At 38.3% G+C, this 17,621-nt stretch carries 18 protein-coding genes; 14 read left to right on the forward strand and 4 right to left on the reverse strand.

All coding sequences use genetic code 11. The features are described from left to right. Positions 1–123 precede the first annotated feature (123 nt). The 8 genes from orn (at position 124) to F4V57_RS09060 (ending at position 7,431) form a co-directional block, all read left to right on the forward strand. Positions 124–675, forward strand: a complete 552-nt coding sequence (gene orn, locus F4V57_RS09030) for an oligoribonuclease (RefSeq protein ID WP_070068566.1) — start codon at positions 124–126, stop codon at positions 673–675. A gap of 225 nt (positions 676–900) precedes the next feature. Next, positions 901–1,632 carry a Bax inhibitor-1/YccA family protein gene (locus F4V57_RS09035; RefSeq protein WP_070068565.1) on the forward strand — a complete coding sequence of 244 codons (732 nt, stop codon included), beginning with the start codon at positions 901–903 and terminating at the stop codon, positions 1,630–1,632. Positions 1,633–1,779: 147 nt separating this feature from the next. Continuing rightward, a complete protein-coding gene (locus tag F4V57_RS09040; RefSeq protein ID WP_070068564.1) occupies positions 1,780–2,583 on the forward strand; it encodes an enoyl-ACP reductase FabI in 804 nt (267 codons plus the stop codon). Between the two features lie 389 nt (positions 2,584–2,972). Beyond that, positions 2,973–3,971 (forward strand): GGDEF domain-containing protein, encoded by a 999-nt coding sequence (locus F4V57_RS09045; RefSeq protein ID WP_171257507.1) that lies wholly within the window; start codon positions 2,973–2,975, stop codon positions 3,969–3,971. A gap of 191 nt (positions 3,972–4,162) precedes the next feature. Then, complete coding sequence (gene sbmA / locus F4V57_RS09050; protein ID WP_070068562.1) at positions 4,163–5,356, forward strand: peptide antibiotic transporter SbmA; 1,194 nt, start codon at positions 4,163–4,165, stop codon at positions 5,354–5,356. A 389-nt stretch (positions 5,357–5,745) separates the two neighbouring features. Beyond that, positions 5,746–5,895, forward strand: a complete 150-nt coding sequence (locus F4V57_RS14775) for a hypothetical protein (RefSeq protein ID WP_171257506.1) — start codon at positions 5,746–5,748, stop codon at positions 5,893–5,895. 178 nt (positions 5,896–6,073) lie between these two features. Then, positions 6,074–6,844, forward strand: coding sequence for a hypothetical protein (locus F4V57_RS09055; protein WP_070068561.1), 771 nt, complete (start codon positions 6,074–6,076; stop codon positions 6,842–6,844). Between the two features lie 116 nt (positions 6,845–6,960). Beyond that, the gene (locus tag F4V57_RS09060; protein WP_141729197.1) at positions 6,961–7,431 is read left to right on the forward strand and encodes a hypothetical protein; all 471 of its coding nucleotides are present in this window, start codon (positions 6,961–6,963) and stop codon (positions 7,429–7,431) included. Between the two features lie 124 nt (positions 7,432–7,555). Here F4V57_RS09060 and gatB read toward each other — a convergent pair whose 3' ends face one another. The 3 genes from gatB to gatC are packed head-to-tail and all read right to left on the reverse strand — an operon-like array spanning position 7,556 to position 10,883. Next, positions 7,556–9,037, reverse strand: a complete 1,482-nt coding sequence (gene gatB / locus F4V57_RS09065) for an Asp-tRNA(Asn)/Glu-tRNA(Gln) amidotransferase subunit GatB (protein ID WP_070068559.1) — start codon at positions 9,035–9,037, stop codon at positions 7,556–7,558. Beyond that, positions 9,037–10,515 carry an Asp-tRNA(Asn)/Glu-tRNA(Gln) amidotransferase subunit GatA gene (gene gatA / locus F4V57_RS09070; RefSeq protein WP_070068558.1) on the reverse strand — a complete coding sequence of 493 codons (1,479 nt, stop codon included), beginning with the start codon at positions 10,513–10,515 and terminating at the stop codon, positions 9,037–9,039. The genes gatB and gatA overlap by 1 nt, the downstream gene beginning before the upstream one ends. 53 nt (positions 10,516–10,568) lie before the next feature. Next, positions 10,569–10,883: an Asp-tRNA(Asn)/Glu-tRNA(Gln) amidotransferase subunit GatC gene (gene gatC, locus F4V57_RS09075; RefSeq protein WP_070068557.1), complete on the reverse strand. Its 315-nt coding sequence runs from the start codon at positions 10,881–10,883 to the stop codon at positions 10,569–10,571. A gap of 134 nt (positions 10,884–11,017) precedes the next feature. Between gatC and F4V57_RS09080 the strand changes: the two genes are divergently transcribed. The 6 genes from F4V57_RS09080 to F4V57_RS14780 all read left to right on the forward strand — a co-directional run bounded on the left by F4V57_RS09080 (position 11,018) and on the right by F4V57_RS14780 (position 15,773). Then, positions 11,018–12,058 (forward strand): rod shape-determining protein, encoded by a 1,041-nt coding sequence (locus F4V57_RS09080; protein WP_070068610.1) that lies wholly within the window; start codon positions 11,018–11,020, stop codon positions 12,056–12,058. Between the two features lie 19 nt (positions 12,059–12,077). After that, positions 12,078–12,932 (forward strand): rod shape-determining protein MreC, encoded by an 855-nt coding sequence (gene mreC / locus F4V57_RS09085; protein ID WP_070068556.1) that lies wholly within the window; start codon positions 12,078–12,080, stop codon positions 12,930–12,932. Continuing rightward, positions 12,919–13,413: a rod shape-determining protein MreD gene (gene mreD / locus F4V57_RS09090; RefSeq protein WP_070068555.1), complete on the forward strand. Its 495-nt coding sequence runs from the start codon at positions 12,919–12,921 to the stop codon at positions 13,411–13,413. The genes mreC and mreD overlap by 14 nt, the downstream gene beginning before the upstream one ends. Next, positions 13,398–13,979, forward strand: coding sequence for a Maf family protein (locus tag F4V57_RS09095; protein WP_070068554.1), 582 nt, complete (start codon positions 13,398–13,400; stop codon positions 13,977–13,979). The genes mreD and F4V57_RS09095 overlap by 16 nt, the downstream gene beginning before the upstream one ends. A gap of 27 nt (positions 13,980–14,006) precedes the next feature. Further along, positions 14,007–15,461: a ribonuclease G gene (gene rng, locus F4V57_RS09100; RefSeq protein WP_070068553.1), complete on the forward strand. Its 1,455-nt coding sequence runs from the start codon at positions 14,007–14,009 to the stop codon at positions 15,459–15,461. 153 nt (positions 15,462–15,614) lie between these two features. Beyond that, positions 15,615–15,773 (forward strand): PA1571 family protein, encoded by a 159-nt coding sequence (locus F4V57_RS14780; protein ID WP_171257505.1) that lies wholly within the window; start codon positions 15,615–15,617, stop codon positions 15,771–15,773. A 418-nt stretch (positions 15,774–16,191) separates the two neighbouring features. On the opposite strand, the gene F4V57_RS09105 is transcribed toward F4V57_RS14780, so the two are convergent. Beyond that, the gene (locus F4V57_RS09105; protein WP_070068552.1) at positions 16,192–17,565 is read right to left on the reverse strand and encodes a WS/DGAT/MGAT family O-acyltransferase; all 1,374 of its coding nucleotides are present in this window, start codon (positions 17,563–17,565) and stop codon (positions 16,192–16,194) included. Between the last annotated feature and the right edge of the window lie 56 nt (positions 17,566–17,621).

Genomic DNA, 17,621 nt, shown 5'->3' on the forward strand with positions numbered 1-17,621 from the left:
TCTCAAATCGGACCATAAAACAAGAACTGTAAAAATAGCATGAAGCAGATGTATATTTACAGTCTAGTGCTATTTTTTTTGCTACTATAGAGCGTTAAATAACAGGATAAGTAAGACTATTTCATGAGTAGTACAGCAGATACACGTTTAATTTGGATTGATTTGGAAATGACAGGTCTTGATACAGATAAAGACCAGATTATTGAAGTTGCCACTATTATTACCGATGATCAACTGAATGTATTGGCAGAGGGTCCGGTACTGGCTGTGCATCAGAGTGACCAGATATTAAATGCCATGGATGAATGGAATACTCGCCAACATGGACAATCAGGATTAATCGAACGTGTCCGTAGAAGTCAGCTTACTGCGCAGGATGCAGAGTTACAAACCATTAATTTTCTAAAAAAATGGGTTAATCCAAAAATTTCTCCAATGTGTGGGAATTCAATTTGCCAGGATCGCCGTTTTATGCACCGTTTGATGCCTGAACTTGAGCAATATTTTCATTATCGCAATCTAGATGTATCTTCTGTTAAGGAATTGGCAAAGCGCTGGCGCCCAGAAATTATGTCGGGTCTGAAAAAAGAGGCATCTCATTTGGCACTAGACGATATTCGTGACTCTATTCGTGAATTAAAATATTATCGGGAATATTTTTTTCGTATTGAGTAATAATAGTTAGAAATGTGAATGTATTAAATACAATATAAAAAGTCAGATTTTTCTGGCTTTTTTATACAAATTAATGATCAATTACTGTATTTTTATAACTAAAATATACATACGGCTATATTTAAACAGATTACAATGTAATGCCAGTTGAGAATTTTCTCACCAATTTATGGTGTATTAGAAGTCAGACAATTAATCTAAAACTTTTTATGGGACAAGACGAAGATGCAAAGCAATAACCCCATTCTTTCACGTGTATCGGTTCAGGCTAATTTTAGCCAGCCGATGACGGTAGAAGGCGCTGTACAGAAGTCAATTTTGTTGACCATTGTTGCTGCGGTGGTTGGTGTCGCCTTTTATATTTATTGTAATTTAACCGGCGCTTTTAATATCGCAATGGCAGGTTTTTTTGTGGGTGCCGTAGGTTCCTTTATATTGGCGATGATCACCACATTTAAACCGAATACTGCACCAGCACTGGCTATACCCTATGCACTTTTTGAAGGTGTATTCTTGGGCGGTGTTTCTCTGTTTTTTGAAATGAAATATTCAGGGATTGCTTCACAGGCTTTATTGGCCACATTTGCAACGGCTGTTACGATGTTCGTGCTATATCGTACAGGTGTGGTTCGTGCGACAGAAAAGTTTAAATCCGTGGTAATTTCTGCCTCGATTGCCATTTTACTGGTTTTTGTAGTGCAATGGATTATGGTATTGGCATTTAAAAGTACCATTCCTGGACTATTTGAAAGTACATGGCTGGGTATCGGTTTTGCTGCATTTGTTGCCATTGTTGCTTCTCTTAATTTGATTCTGGATTTTGATTTGATTGAAAGTGGTGCTGCCAATGGTGCACCAAAAAACTTTGAATGGGTGTGTAGTATTGCCTTGTTGGCAACACTGGTCTGGATGTATGTGTCATTCCTCCGCTTAATTGGTTTGTTAAGTGATGACTAAACATAAATGATTTAAAAGCTATTTTTATTTAATCAATCATCGCCCTGCATTTGCAGGGCGATGTTATTTTGGAAGATTTCAACCTTTACAGTGTCTGGGGAACACGGCATGATGAAGCAGTTTTTATATTGATTGAGAAGCTAGAATATGAGCCAAGGATTATTAGCAGGAAAACGTTTTCTGGTTGCCGGTATTGCCAGCAAATTATCAATTGCCTACGGTATTGCTCATGCCTTACATCGTGAAGGTGCCGAACTTGCATTTACCTATCCAAATGACAAAATGAAAAAACGTGTTGACGAATTTGCTGCACAACTTGGTTCGGATTTGGTCTTTGCCTGTGATGTTGCAGATGATGCTCAGATTGAACAAACTTTCGCAGATTTAGCCAAGCATTGGGATGGCCTTGATGGTGTGGTGCATTCGATTGGTTTTGCTCCGGCAGAAACTTTAGATGGTGATTTTACAGAAGCGACTAGTCGTGAAGGCTATAAAATTGCACATGATATTAGTGCATATAGTTTTGTTGCAATGGCCCGTGCAGCACGTCCATTATTGGCGGCACGTCAAGGCTGTTTATTAACATTGACTTATCAAGGGTCTGAGCGTGTATTGCCAAATTACAATGTAATGGGTATGGCGAAAGCATCACTTGAAGCTGGTGTTCGTTATTTGGCTTCTAGCCTAGGTAAAGAAGGGATTCGTGTAAATGCAATTTCTGCTGGTCCAATTCGTACATTGGCAGCAAGTGGTATTAAATCATTTCGTAAAATGTTAGATGCCAACGAAAAAACAGCCCCACTGAAACGTAATGTTACTATTGAGGAAGTGGGCAATGCTGCGTTATTTCTATGTTCACCTTGGGCTTCAGGAATTACAGGTGAAATTCTTTATGTTGATGCTGGCTTTAATACAGTAGGTATGAGCCCGGAATTGATGGAAACTGAATAATTCTGTATAAACATGATGACAGAAATAACGTTGCTCTATGTAATTTAGTAATATGCATTAAAGTATGATAAAAATTCACTCTCATTCAGGGTGAATTTTTTATTGAACATCGAATTAAAATAAGTTTAAATAGCAAGAATAGTCCGATCAATATAAGGATAATTATAAACAAGCTGAATGAAACAAAATCATCATTTTGCCAGTATATTTAGTCGGGGTTATCATTGTTTTCTATGATTTTAGAAGCAAAAAATTATTACATATTACTCGTACCGTGCTTTCTTATTTTATTAAGTTTTATTTCTCTGTGTTTATCTGTTATTAAACCATTGAAGAATAAACTAGGTTGGCTATCAGCTTCAATTTTTTTAGTGGGAATAACTTTGCTGATGCAGAGTGTAGTGCCGGTAGCACAATTACATTACTGGGCATGGCTAATTTGTCTGGGTTATTTATTGTCAGTGATTAATGTGGTCATGGCAATTTCACAACGCTTTGCTATTAAGTCAAATTATATATGCTGGATTATCATTGTCTTGTTTGCAGAGATTGGTGTATTTTATTTTTCACTCATACAAGAGCAACGAGTATTAAGAGTCATCATTATTGGTCTATCATTAATTACACTTTACCTTATACCAATAAAAAAAATCTGGCGAGCAAAACCAAAACATCAACTAGATCATATTTTGCGCATCATTTATACAGTTAATATTATTCTTTTAATAATCAGACAAAGTTATTTGTATTATGAAGCATTACATGGTGTAGATTTTGCTGAGTCATCGCAGTCTTTATTTTGGGTGTTAACACAATTTAATACCTTATTATTCTGCTTTACTATTTTAAGTGTTATTGTGGGTTGTAATATTCAGGATCTGGTTGTGCAGTTAGAAAAAGAACGAGGATTAGATCCCTTAACTGGAATTGCGAATAGACGTTATTTTTTGGATCATTCAAAACAATATTTAACACCAGGTGGTAAGGGGCGTTGTGCATTATTTATTTGTGATATTGATGATTTTAAAAAAGTGAATGATCAATATGGACATCAGGTGGGTGATGAGGTATTACAAAGCTTTGTACATTGTATCAAGTCAGAATTACGCTACCGTGATATTTTAGTTCGAATGGGGGGAGAGGAGTTTGTCGGTATAATCCAGAATGTTGATTTAATGCATGCTAAAAAGATTTTAGAGAATATTCAACGTAAATTAACAAGCCATCCGTTCTATATTCAGACATACCATATTCAGATTACTGCTAGTTTTGGTTTGGTTATGCTGGATAATTATACTTCGATTGAAGAAGCAATCGTTGATGCAGATCGTTTAATGTATGAAATGAAATCATCAGGAAAGAACGGTATTAAATATTTAATAGAATAATATGAGAAGGACGGATTACAGCAAATATTGACTAAATTTTGTCTTTTCTATTACAAAAATATGCAAAACAATACAGCGTTACATCTTAAAACTAAAAAATAGCGTTTAAATCTCCTTATGATTGGCTTACATTATGTTGGTTTAAGAATTTCACTGTATTAGTGGATTGATATTCAAGGATTTTTAACCCTATGTTCAAGTCATTTTTTCCTAAACCTCGTTGGTTTTTATTGAGTGTAATCTTTTGGTTGATTCTAAATATTGGGCTTTGGTATAGCGGGGGGAAATCATGGGGTGAATTTTTTGGTTTTGCACAGGGGTATGCTGATGCGGAAGCCATTATTGGCGTAAGTCGTTTTTGGCAAGCTTCAGCTTTATGGTTCTATGTTTGGTTTTTTCTTTCCACGGCAATTTTTTGGTTATTCTGGAAAATGATTGCACCACATAAATGGTTAAACTGGGCAATTTGGGGTTCTGGCTTTATTTTGTTTAATATCTGGTTTGGTGTGCAGGTCAGTGTTGCTCTTAACGCCTGGTATGTTCCATTCTGGGATTTGATCCAGAAGATGTTGACTAACAATGGTGGAGACATTTCCCAGCTTTATCAAGAAACTTTAACCTTTTTGTATATTGCCATGGTTGCGGTGACCTTAGCGGTGGTGAATTCCTTTTTTGTGAGCCATTGGGTGTTTCGTTGGCGTACAGCAATGAATGAATATTATGTGCAATATTGGGATCAATTGCGCCATGTAGAGGGTGCATCACAGCGTGTACAAGAAGATACCATGCGTTTTGCAACGATTATGGAAAATTTGGGTGTTGAATTAATTAAGGCAATTATGACGCTGATTGCTTTTTTACCCATTTTATTTACGTTGTCTAAATATGTACCAGAACTTCCAGTTGTCGGATACATTGAGCATTCTTTAGTATGGGCAGCAATTATATGGGCGGTTTTTGGTACAGTATTGCTTCTGGTGGTCGGTATCAAATTACCTGGTTTGGAATTTAATAACCAAAAGGTAGAAGCAGCTTATCGTAAGGAACTGGTTTATGGTGAAGATCATGCGGATCGTGCCGCACCTCCAACATTAAAAGAATTATTTTCTAGAGTGCGTAAAAATTATTTTAAGCTTTATTTTCATTATGCTTATTTTAATATGGTAGCTACATGGTATGCACAGCTTGATGTACTTTATGGTTTAATTGTATTGTTTCCATCTATTGCCGCAGGAAAATTAACATTAGGGCTGATTAATCAGATTGGCGGAATCTTTGATAAAGTTCGTGAATCTTTTCAATATTTGATTAGTTCATGGAAATCGATTATAGAAATGTTGTCGATTTATAAGCGTTTAAAAGCATTTGAATCGATTTTAAAATAAAATACGGATATAGAGAGTAATCATTGTTCTATAAATAGCATGAAGTATGATTTAGCTAATCTAGAATCTGACAATATTTATGAATTGTTAAGATTGTCTAATATAGGTATTTAGTCATCTGGGTCTAAGTAGAATGGAACAATTTGATTAAATATCATGTAATTGTTCCATTCGCTAAGCTGATTGTCAAAATTTATGCATATTAGAATTAAGATTAAAAATCTCTAAAATATAAATTATCATGGGTTTAAGTATAACAGATTAGGAAAAATCATAAGAAATGTAAATCATTTTTTAAACTGTTATAGTGATTTATGGTAAAAGTGTATCTATGGTTTTGAGATTAAATTGAACATAATGATTGTCATGATATTGACGAGATTACTAAAATGACTGATAAAAATTCTGAAAAACCGCAAAAATATGCTGATAGTTCCATTTCGGATAAAGCATTCAAAAGAATGATTTTCTGGTTCGCATTCTATGTAATTCTGTTTTGTGCCGGTGTTGCCCTTGCTGTGAATGCAGACCTTTCATAAGACCAATGGTGTAAAATATTTATTAGATTTTTTACATCTAAACCTTAAAATAATAGCAATAATGTCCTTAAACCATTATATATTGTGATGATATTCATCTAAATTGGATAGACCTCTAAAATTAAAAATCTAAATTGTCATAAAAAAATACCTTAATTTTTACAAGGAAATAAATATCATGATAGAAAAATTTAGAAAATATCATTATGCATTGATTGCTTTTATTGGTGTATTAACGATTACAGGCTTAAATGCTGCACCATTGAAAATACTGGATTTTAAATCCAATCAGTTATCGCCATTGGTACAACAACAAGTATGTAAAAATCTTGCATCATTATGTCATGAAAAGTCCACTTTACTTAGTATAGCGGTTGATCATGGAGAGCTTTGGATATTAAGTCAAAATAAAATAGTACAGTTCAAACAACAGCATCATCAACTTAAATTACAACAACAATGGGAGATATCTATACCTGAAAATGATGAATTTGCAAGCGTATCTCATTATATTTATCCCAAACTTTTTCCTGTGGCACAGCAACGCTATGCCATTGCACGGATTGATGAATATTCAGAGACATATTCAGAGGGTGGTGCACATATTGAAAGAGCTAGTTTTTATGGGTTGCGCACGGATGGGCAGCTTAAATCCTTAATTAATAATTATCCGTTTAGTTTTAATCGTATTATTCGTGCCTGTTTTTCAGAACGGGATTATGCAACATCAGACGGAAATTGCCATGATGAGGATCAATTGACACTGGATATTCGTCCAATTAATCCGATGCAATGGCAGTTCCGCTACCATTATAATTTAAAGTTATCTCCAGCATCAGATTCGCAGCAAAAATCACATCAGGGCAATCGAGTGATCAATATTGATCTAACGCATATACCAACTCAGCCTGACATTCCTGAAGCCTGGAATTTTCACGGACAAGATTAATTTTGATTACATAGTCATAACATGCGAATCATTAAATGATGTGATACAAATAATATTATGCCTTTTGAGAAATAATAAAGATGCTAGAATTTATTTATAAAATAACAGGTGGTCGGATGGTACGTCTAGGTGGTTGCTTTATGATGGCAATGTTAGGTGCTACCCAAGTGACTACAGCTAGTCCAAATGTAGATCAACTGAGCAATTGCTTGCTTCAAGCAACTACAGCCAGCGATAAAACGACTGTTTTACAGTGGACTTATGTTGCGCTATCTGCTCATCCCGATCTAAAGGCTTTAAGTCATGTGACAGTTGAGCAAAAAAATCAACTTGATCAGAAACTTGCTCAAGTATTGCAGCGAGTCATTGTAGAACAATGCGCTGCACAAACCAAAGCAGTAATTCAAACTGATGGTGTACAAGCTGTGGCAGATAGTTTTCAGGAATTGGGACGTCAAGCCGGCGAAGATATTATTAAGGATCCTGCCGTACGTCAGCAGCTACAAGGAACATTACGTTATATTGATTTGAATAAAGTGGCGATGACTTTTTTAACACCAGATATTTTGGGGAAATTGGGGTTATAGGGCTTATATAAATCTATATGTGATTATTTTGATTTGCTCAATATATTATATATGAATTGAATAATATCTTGAAAAGGCAGGATGCATTTATCAGGACATCCTACCCTTAATACATAAAGATAAATTACCCAATCAACTTCTTCATTAATTCGTTGACTTGGGCCGGGTTAGCTTTACCACGAGACGCTTTCATTACCTGACCAACTAAACCATTAAAGGCTTTTTCTTTACCGGATTTGTACTCTTCGACCATTTTTTCATTGGCAGCAAGTACTTCCTTGATAATGGCTTCGATGGCACCAGTATCGGTTTCTTGCTTCAAACCTTTTTCTGTAATAATGGTATCAGCAGATTGACCTTGTGATTCCCACATGAATCCAAAGACTTGTTTTGCAATCTTACCACTAATGGTGTTATCTACGATACGAGCAATCATTCCACCAAGTTGTTGTGCAGACAAAGGTGAGTCTTGGATCTCTAGACTTGCTTTGTTTAGTGCACCAGAGAATTCACCCATCACCCAGTTAGCAGCTAATTTGGCATGTTTTTCTCCGCCTGCCGCCTGAACAACTGCTTCAAAAAAGTCGGCCAATTCTCGGCTCATCGTGAGGACACGGGCATCATATTCTGGTAATTGATAGTCATTGATAAAACGTTCACGGCGCGCAGTAGGAAGTTCCGGTAATTCACTACGAATAGCCTCGATTTGTTGTTCGGAAATATGAACGGGTAACAAATCAGGGTCAGGAAAGTAGCGGTAATCATTCGCTTCTTCCTTGGAGCGCATGGAACGAGTTTCCATTTTGTTTGGGTCAAACAAACGGGTTTCTTGCACGATACGGCCACCACTTTCCAAAATATCGATTTGGCGTTCGATTTCGACATCAATGGCTTTTTCGATAAAGCGAAATGAGTTAATGTTCTTGAGTTCGCAACGTGTACCAAATTCATCACCAGGGCGGCGAATGGATACATTACAGTCGCAACGGAAAGAACCTTCGGCCATGTTTCCATCAGAAATACCCAGCCAGCGTACCAGTGTATGAATGGTTCGTACATAAGCCACAGCTTCTTCCGTAGAACGCATGTCTGGTTCGGATACAATTTCCAGAAGTGGTGTGCCGGCACGGTTTAAGTCAATGCCTGTCATCCCTGCGAAATCTTCATGTAAAGATTTGCCGGCATCTTCTTCCAAATGTGCACGAGTCACACCAACACGTTTGCTGGTTCCATCTTCAAGATGAATATCCACAAAGCCTTTACCCACAATTGGGTTATCCATTTGGCTGATTTGATAGCCTTTGGGTAAGTCTGGGTAAAAGTAGTTTTTACGGGCAAAAACTGATGCACGGTCAATTTCGGCATTAATTCCCAAACCAAAACGAATGGCTTTATTCACAACTTCGGCATTAAGTACAGGTAATACGCCGGGCATTGCCAAATCAACTAAACTTGCCTGTGTGTTTGGTTCTGCACCAAATTCGATACTGGAACCAGAAAAAATCTTCGAATTGGTATTGAGCTGGGTGTGAATTTCTAGACCAATCACAATCTCCCAACCATCCACAAGTTTTAATTTTTGCGTTTGATGTTGAACGTCAGCCATTACGCATTCTCCTCAGCAATTGCTGCACGTTGAGTATGGAAGTCAGTTGTTTGCTGGTATTGATGTACAATTGACAATAATTGTGCTTCAGACCAATATTGCCCGATTAGTTGCAGACCTACAGGTAGATTTTTACTATCCAGACCTACTGGTGCATTAATTGCTGGTAAGCCGGCAAGGTTAACGGCAAGTGTGTAAATATCACCAAGATAGACATCAACTGGATCAAGCTGTGCACCAATTTTGTAGGCGGTGGTCGGCGCCGATGGTGCAGCAATCACATCTACTTGTTCAAAAGCTTTTAAAAAGTCCTGTTGAATAAGGCGGCGAACTTTTTGTGCTTTGACATAATAGGCATCGTAATAACCAGCAGACAGCGCATAGGTTCCGATCAGGATACGGCGCTGTACTTCAGCCCCAAATCCTTCAGAACGAGAACGTCTATATAAGTCATTTAGATCCGCAGGATGATCACAGCGATAGCCATAGCGTACACCATCATAACGTGACAGGTTAGATGAGGCTTCAGCAGGGGCAATCAGGTAATAAGTAGGTACGTAAGCGTCTACCATGGACAAATCAATCTCAACGAGAATGGCACCCAGAGTTTCAAGTTGTTTTAATGAAGTTTCGACCTGTTTGCGAACATCGATATCTAAACCCTGAACATTAAAATATTGTTTTGGAATACCAATACGTAAGCCTTTTAGTTGAGTCTGATTCAAACTGGCAACATAATCGTCAACATCTTTATCGACAGAGGTTGAATCTTTGTCATCATGGCCAGCCATCACATTCATTAAGTATGCGCAGTCTTCTGCGGAACGAGCCATAGGTCCGCCCTGATCCAGTGATGAAGCAAAGGCAATCATACCAAAACGAGATACACGACCATAAGTTGGTTTTAAACCAGTTAGACCACAAAATGATGCGGGTTGACGAATTGAACCACCAGTGTCTGTACCTGTTGCAAATGGTGCAAGGTCGGCAGCAATTGCGGCAGCAGAACCACCAGATGACCCACCGGGAACATGTTCAAGATTCCAGGGATTCTTGGTCGCACCGTAATAGGAATTTTCGGTGGCAGAGCCCATGGCAAATTCGTCCATGTTCACTTTACCGAGAGTGACCAGACCTGCAACCTTGGCTTTGCTAACAACTGTAGCATCATAAGGTGAGATAAAATTATCCAGCATTTTGGATCCGGCAGAAGTTTTAATTCCTTGGGTGCAGAAAATATCTTTATGTGCCAGTGGAATTCCAGTAAGAGCAGTGGCATGGCCTGATTTTAATGCATGATCAGCTGCATCAGCTTCAATCAAAGCTTGTTCTTTGCTTACCGTAATATAGCTATTTATATGAGCATCAATTTTTTCAATACGATTTAAATAATGCTGCGTTAGTTCACGAGATGAAAATTGACCAGAAGTCAGACCTTCTGATAACTCTCGAATGGATAAACGATGTAAGTCGGTCATAATCAAAATCTATAAGGTTAAAATTTTATATAGCGATGTGAGGTGGTTAGTAATTACTCGATAACGCGAGGAACGAGATAAAGACCATCTTGAGTTGCGGGTGCAACAGCCTGATATTGGCCACGATGGTTACTTTCTGTAACTTTATCCTCACGTAGCGGTTGTGGATGGTCAAAAGGACTTTTTAATGGTGCAACATCTTCGGTATCAAAAGTTTTCAGTGTATCCATCATTTTTAGGATCTTAGTTAAACTTGTTGCATATTCAGTAGATTGCGCATCATTCAGCGAAAGTTTAGCCAGGTTCGCAATGCCTGTTATGGTTTGTGCATTTAAATCTGTAGATTGCTGTGCATCCGATGAAGACATACCATCACCTAATTCATTATCAAAAAATTTCAAAATATCGTGTGATATGATAAGCGATTGACTTGTTCAAATCATCACATTTCGTTAAAGTTGCGGTCTTGAATCGTCACTTGATTACACTGAGAACGCCCGTGATTTTTTTAAAACGACTTTTTGGCTGGTTTTCACCAAATTTAGCCATTGATTTAGGCACTGCAAATACGCTGATTTATGCGCCTGATCGTGGAATTATTTTAAATGAACCCACTGTAGTAGCAATTCGCCAAAGTGGTTCGCAAAAAATTGTTGCGGCAGTTGGTGAAGATGCAAAACAAATGCTGGGTCGTACGCCGGCCAATATTGCAGCAATCCGTCCAATGAAGGATGGGGTAATTGCAGATATAGAAGTCACAGAAACCATGTTGCACCAATTTATTACGAAAGTAAATGAACGCGGTTTATTGCCTAATCATCCAAAAGTTGTGGTTTGTGTTCCTTGCAAATCTACACTGGTTGAACGCCGGGTGATTCGTGAGGCTGTATATAATGCAGGTGCTCAGGAAGTTCGTTTGATTGAAGAGCCTATGGCCGCTGCCATAGGCGCCGGTATGCCGGTTGAGCAAGCCTGTGGTTCCATGGTTGTAGATATTGGTGGTGGTACAACAGAAATTGCTATTATCTCCCTGCAAGGCTGCGTATATTCTGATTCCTTACGTGTGGGTGGTGATATGTTTGATGAACATATTATCAACTATGCTCGTAAAGCACATGGTTGTGTGATTGGTGAAACAACAGCCGAACGTATCAAAAAAGAAGTTGGTATGGCTTATGCTGACGGTACAGTAAATGAAATTGAAGTTCGTGGTCGTAACCTTGCAGAAGGTGTCCCTCGTTCTTTTGTCATGAATTCAGAAGAAGTTTTATCTGCAATCAGTGATCCATTACAAAATATTGTTAGTTCTGTGAAAACTGCATTAGAGCAGACACCACCGGAATTGTCTGCGGATATTGCTGAGCGTGGTATCGTATTAACTGGTGGCGGTGCATTATTGCGTAATCTAGATAAATTACTGGCAAACGAAACCGGATTACCAGTTGTTGTGGCTGAAGACCCATTGACTTGTGTCGCACGTGGTGGTGGTAAAGTATTGGAATACTTTGATAACCCGAATCATGAAATGCTATTCATTGAATAATTTTAGGGGAATGTAGGCTGTGCAAACCCTGCTTACACGGCAGCCACCGTCATTTCGTTCGTTTATTCTGGCACTGGTTGTATGTTTTGTTGCAATGTTTATTAACTGGCGTTTTCCGCAAGTTGTACAACCTATGCGTGATGTACTGAAAACAGCTTATTTCCCGATTTATCAAATGGCGAATTATCCTGTTGTTTCGGGCGACTGGTTACGTTTACAGGTTCAGTCGGAGCAGGATTTGCGCCGTGAAAATACTGCTTTACGAGCAGAATTATTACAGGCTCAGGTACGGTTACAGAAATTTTCTGAATTATCTGCTGAAAATACCCGTTTAAGAGGTTTGATGAATACACCGCTCATTGTGGATGGGCGGGTCTTAATTGCAGAAATTGTTGGTGTGGATGCTAATCCTCTGGTGCATGTTGTCGTCATTAATAAAGGTAGTAATGATCATTTGCAACAAGGTCAGACAGTGCTTGATGATCAAGGCATTATGGGACAAATTATCAGCGTCTATCCAAATAGTGCCAGAGTCATGTTGTTGTCTGATAAAGACAGTTCGATTTCCGTGCGTATAGAGCGTACTGGTATGCGGGCAATTGTTTCCGGAAAAGGCGACTATGCTGAACTGGATATGGATTATGTACCATCCAGTGCGGATGTAAAAGTTGGTGATCATATTTATAGCTCAGGTTTAGGTGCCCGTTATCCAGCCGGATATTTGGTTGGAACAGTCAGTGCTATTCAACGCCATCATTCTGGTGAATTTGCACAAATTATGGTGAAACCGGCTGCACAGTTAGCCAGTGGACATAATGTTGTGGTGTTATTTTCACAAGGGTTGGCTGAGGAGCAACCGAATGCAGCTCGCTAAAAAAGAAAACTTTCAAAGTAAAGATCCATTGTGGGCGATTATTTTTTCAGTAATGCTTGCTTCGGTGTTGATGATCTATCCTTTACCTTACGATTTGAGTGCATGGCGTCCTAGCATCATGCTTTTGGTTATGTTGTTCTGGATTATGTGTCAGCCAGCATGGTGTGGTGTCTGGTTTGCTTTTGTGTTGGGCATATTTACTGATTTATTGATGGAAATGCCTCTAGGCGTAAATGCTCTGTGTTTTATCAGTATTGCCTTTGTCAGTCGTTATTTAACACGTGAAAAACGTATCATGACTGTTGCAAATCTATGGTTGATTGCCTATATGGTAGAAGTGGCATATTTGCTGTTTTTATGGCTGATTTTGGTCATGTCTGGTGAAGAAATCGCAGTAATCAGGCATTGGTCACCCCTCTTAAGTAGTATTCTAATCTGGCCTGTTATCTATTATGGATTAAAAAAATGGCGTGCCGCATAATTCTTGCTTCGCAATCACCACGCCGCAAAGACCTGTTACAACAAGTTGGACTAGATTTCTCTATACAGATTGCCAATATTAATGAAACTCCTTTGCTCAATGAAAAGGTTGAGCAATATATCCAGCGTATTGCTATGGCAAAAGCTCAAACAATTGCTAAACAACAACCTGATGCAATAGTGATTGCAGCAGATACTACAGTCACAGTCGATTCGGAAATATTGGGAAAACCCGAGCATCAACAGCATGCTTTGTACATGTGGCAGAAATTATCCGGTCGATTACATCAAGTGAAAACAACAATCGTGATCGCCTATGCAAGCCAGTGCTGGCATGATACAGTCACAACAGATATTTTATTTAAAGATTTAACTGATGAAGAGATGCTGGCCTATTGGCAAACTGGTGAGCCTCTGGATAAAGCTGGTGGATATGCCATTCAGGGCCGTGCAGCCGCATGGGTGAAGCGTATGGAAGGAAGTTATTCCAATGTGGTGGGATTGCCGCTTTTTGAAACATTACAACTACTAAAGCAAGCGCAATTCTGTGCCTCTAAATCAGTATAAAGAATTTTATTAAACTTTGGGTTCAGTATGGCGGAAGAATTATTAATTAATATTACGCCCATGGAATGCCGCGTTGCATTAATTGAAAATGGTACGGTCAATGAATTATTCGTTGAACGGTCAGCAAAACGTGGGTTAGTGGGCAATATTTATAATGGAAAAGTGGTGCGAGTATTGCCCGGCATGCAGGCAGCATTTGTGGATATAGGACAATCCCGTACCGCATTCTTACACTTGAATGATATGGTGTGGTCAAGATCACAAGCTGCACCAAATATCTTTGAAGTGCTTTATCCTGGGCAAGTCATTCCTGTACAGGTGATGAAAGACATGCTGGGTTCAAAAGGTGCACGTCTTACCACAGATCTTTCCATCCCTTCACGTTATCTGGTTTTGATGCCTTATGGTAATCATACTGGTGTTTCACAGCGAATTGAATTAGAGGAAGAGCGTACCCGTTTAAGAAGTTTAATTGAAGCCTTGCAGGAACAGCATAAATTACCGGGAAGTTTGATTGTTCGAACTGCTGCTGAAGGAATCAGTGAACAAGAACTTGGACAGGATATAGCGTATCTTGCCAAACTCTGGGAATATATTCAGCGGAAACAAAAACAAGTCGAAGCAACGGCTTTAATCTTTGAAGAATTACCATTACCGCAACGTGTGATACGTGATTTAGTTAGTGAAGATACGGCAAAAATTTATGTCGATTCTCGTGAAGTTTTTCATAAACTACAGGAATTTGTAGACGAGTTTGTACCTGCAATCCGTAGTCGTTTATTACATTATCCTGGTGAAAAACCTTTATTTGATTTATACAATGTAGAAGATGATCTTCAGAAAGCCTTGCGCACCCGCGTTGAATTAAAATCTGGCGGCTATCTAATGATTGACCAGACAGAAGCCATGACAACAATTGATGTCAATACTGGTTCGTATGTAGGTGGTCGTTCACTTGAGGATACGGTGTTTAAAACCAATTTGGAAGCAACACAAACCATCTCAAGACAACTACGTTTGCGTAATCTTGGTGGCATTATCATCATTGATTTTATTGACATGCAAGAAGCTGAGCATCGTGAAGAAGTCATGAAGCTACTGGAAAAAATGCTCGAGCGAGATCATGCCAAAACGAAAATCACTCAGGTTTCTGAATTGGGTTTAGTAGAAATGACCCGTAAGCGTACTCGCGAATCACTGGAACATCTGTTATGTGAGTCTTGCCCAACCTGTCAAGGTCGAGGATATGTAAAAACAGCCGAGACAGTATGTTACGAAATCTTTCGGGAAATTCTACGATATGCAAGAGCTTACGAATCACAGCGTTCTTATACGATTGTTGCACATCCCTCTGTAATTGACCGACTCTTAACCACAGAAGCGCCTGCTGTCGCGGATTTGGAGCATTTTATAGATCGTGTAATCAAGTTTCAGGTTGAAAATTTATACACTCAAGAGCAGTACGACATCATTTTGAGTTAGCAAAAACTATCAACCTGTAACAGGATTTATTCAATCCTTTGTTACATCTGAAATTTTACTTTTTTGCTAGAGTTTTTAATACTGTATCCATCATCAAGACATAGCCAATTATCATCGTTCATGGTGATAGTTTCAGCCAAGAGGTGAAATATTATGGGTGCAAAAGCTTTTTTAAGAACAGGTGTGAAAGCAATGGAATTAACTCAACTTAATCGTTGCTATATGATTGCAGACTCAGGCGAAGAAGTAAAAGTTACGAAAGAAATGATTCGTCACGCATGCAGTCAATTATTGGCACGCTGTAAAAAATAATCACAACCTGAATTGTGGATTGAAATGATGAAAATAAAAAATATTTTCTGATATTCTCCATGACAAAGGTTGTATGTATGATGGTTTTATGGAAATTGTATCGCTTAGATTTTGGATAATTCAGTAAGAATCAGCATGAGTTAGAAGAAATAAAATGTGAATGTAAAATAATCTATACAGCATTCCGTATTTATTCTAAAGAGTAATAATTAAAAGCCATGCCTAAAAAAATAATGGCAAAAACTTGAACAGAGGATGGAAGTTTTGATGACTTGTATCTTCGTCAAATCAATAAAGCGCAGGGCAAGGTAACTTGCCCAATTTTTATGCTTCTAATTTAGACGTAAGTTAAGTATTAATGACATATTAAACTTAGGCTTCAAATTAAGACATTTACGCCCTATTTTTATTGTAAAGATCAAAGCTCAACATGCTCTAGTGTCTGAGCCACATATTGTTCAAAAGTTTGAATTTCATCTTCCAGTAAACCGAGTAAAGATTGTACTCTGGGAATTGCTTGTCGACATGCAGTAATTCCAACTTCCAGTTTATCCAGATAGCTAGTCATGGTAATATTGAGCGCCTGACCATCCAGTACAATGGATACAGGATAAAGTGCATCCAGCATGGCACCATTCCAGTATAGCGGCTCACTTGGTCCCGGAACATTGGAAATGACCAGATTAAAAGCCTGATATTTTGGCATTAGCCCTGATAAAATATTGATACCTGCAGGTCCATACACCAAAGCACTGTAATTAAGAATTTGTTGAGTTGTCATGCGTTTAAAGCGATTTTTGGTATGCTGCATGCTGCCTTGTATGGTTGCCAGACGATCTAATGCATTACTTTTATGCGTTGCTAAATTGGCTAGAATCATGGTGATCTGATTACCATGATCAGAATCATCTGTACGGATGGAAGCTGGAACCATCGCAATCAGTGGGCGTTTTGGTAATTGATTAAGTGTAATCAAATAAGCTCGAATTGCACCAGCACATATTGCAAGAATAATATCATTTAAGGTGGCATTTAATGCTTTGGCAATCAGGCGCAATCTTTGTAACTCAAAGGATTGTGCAGCAAATCGTCTGGATGAACTTACTCGTTGATTTAAAATGCTGGCAGGTGCCTGTGAGGTAGATACATAGTCTGGATGCTTACCTCGTTCCTGAGTTAAAGCCTGAGATAACTCTTTAAATACTGCAGGAAGTGCCTTAAATTGGGAACGAGTCAGTTGATAAATATGTTTTAATGTGTTTCTGGTATTCGGTTCAGGACGCTTTAATTGATTTTGATGTACACACCACGGTGGAACAATTGAACTTTCATCAGGAGAATGGGACAGGGATTTTTCAATTAAGCGCATGCCAGCCACACCATCAACCATGGCATGGTGAATTTTAAAATACATGGCAAATCGATTATCTTCGATCCCTTCAATAACATGGCACATCCATAGTGGTTTAGCACGATCAATTAAGGTGCTATGTTCCTGTGAAATATAGGTCAATAACTCACGAATACGTCCTGGGGCAGGCAGTGAAATATGTCTGAAATGATGATCTAGATCAAATTCTTCATCAGTATCCCAAAGGAGGCCGTTTAATACTTGATTAAATGGTGGTATTGGAATGGCTTTAGATTGACGAATATCCTGAACCAAATCGTGAACAAAAGTTGGTGAGGCATTGTCAGGCAATTTAAATAAAAATAAACCTGCGACGTGCATAGGTTGCTGTCTTTTTTCAAGAGATAAAAAAATAAAATCTATGGGATTTAATGGTCGCATGTACTCTTGCCTTAATGCCTGGTGCTATCCGTATATTGTGTTTCTAATCCGTTTCT

The organism is Acinetobacter qingfengensis (assembly GCF_008693185.1).
Lineage (GTDB): Bacteria > Pseudomonadota > Gammaproteobacteria > Pseudomonadales > Moraxellaceae > Acinetobacter > Acinetobacter qingfengensis.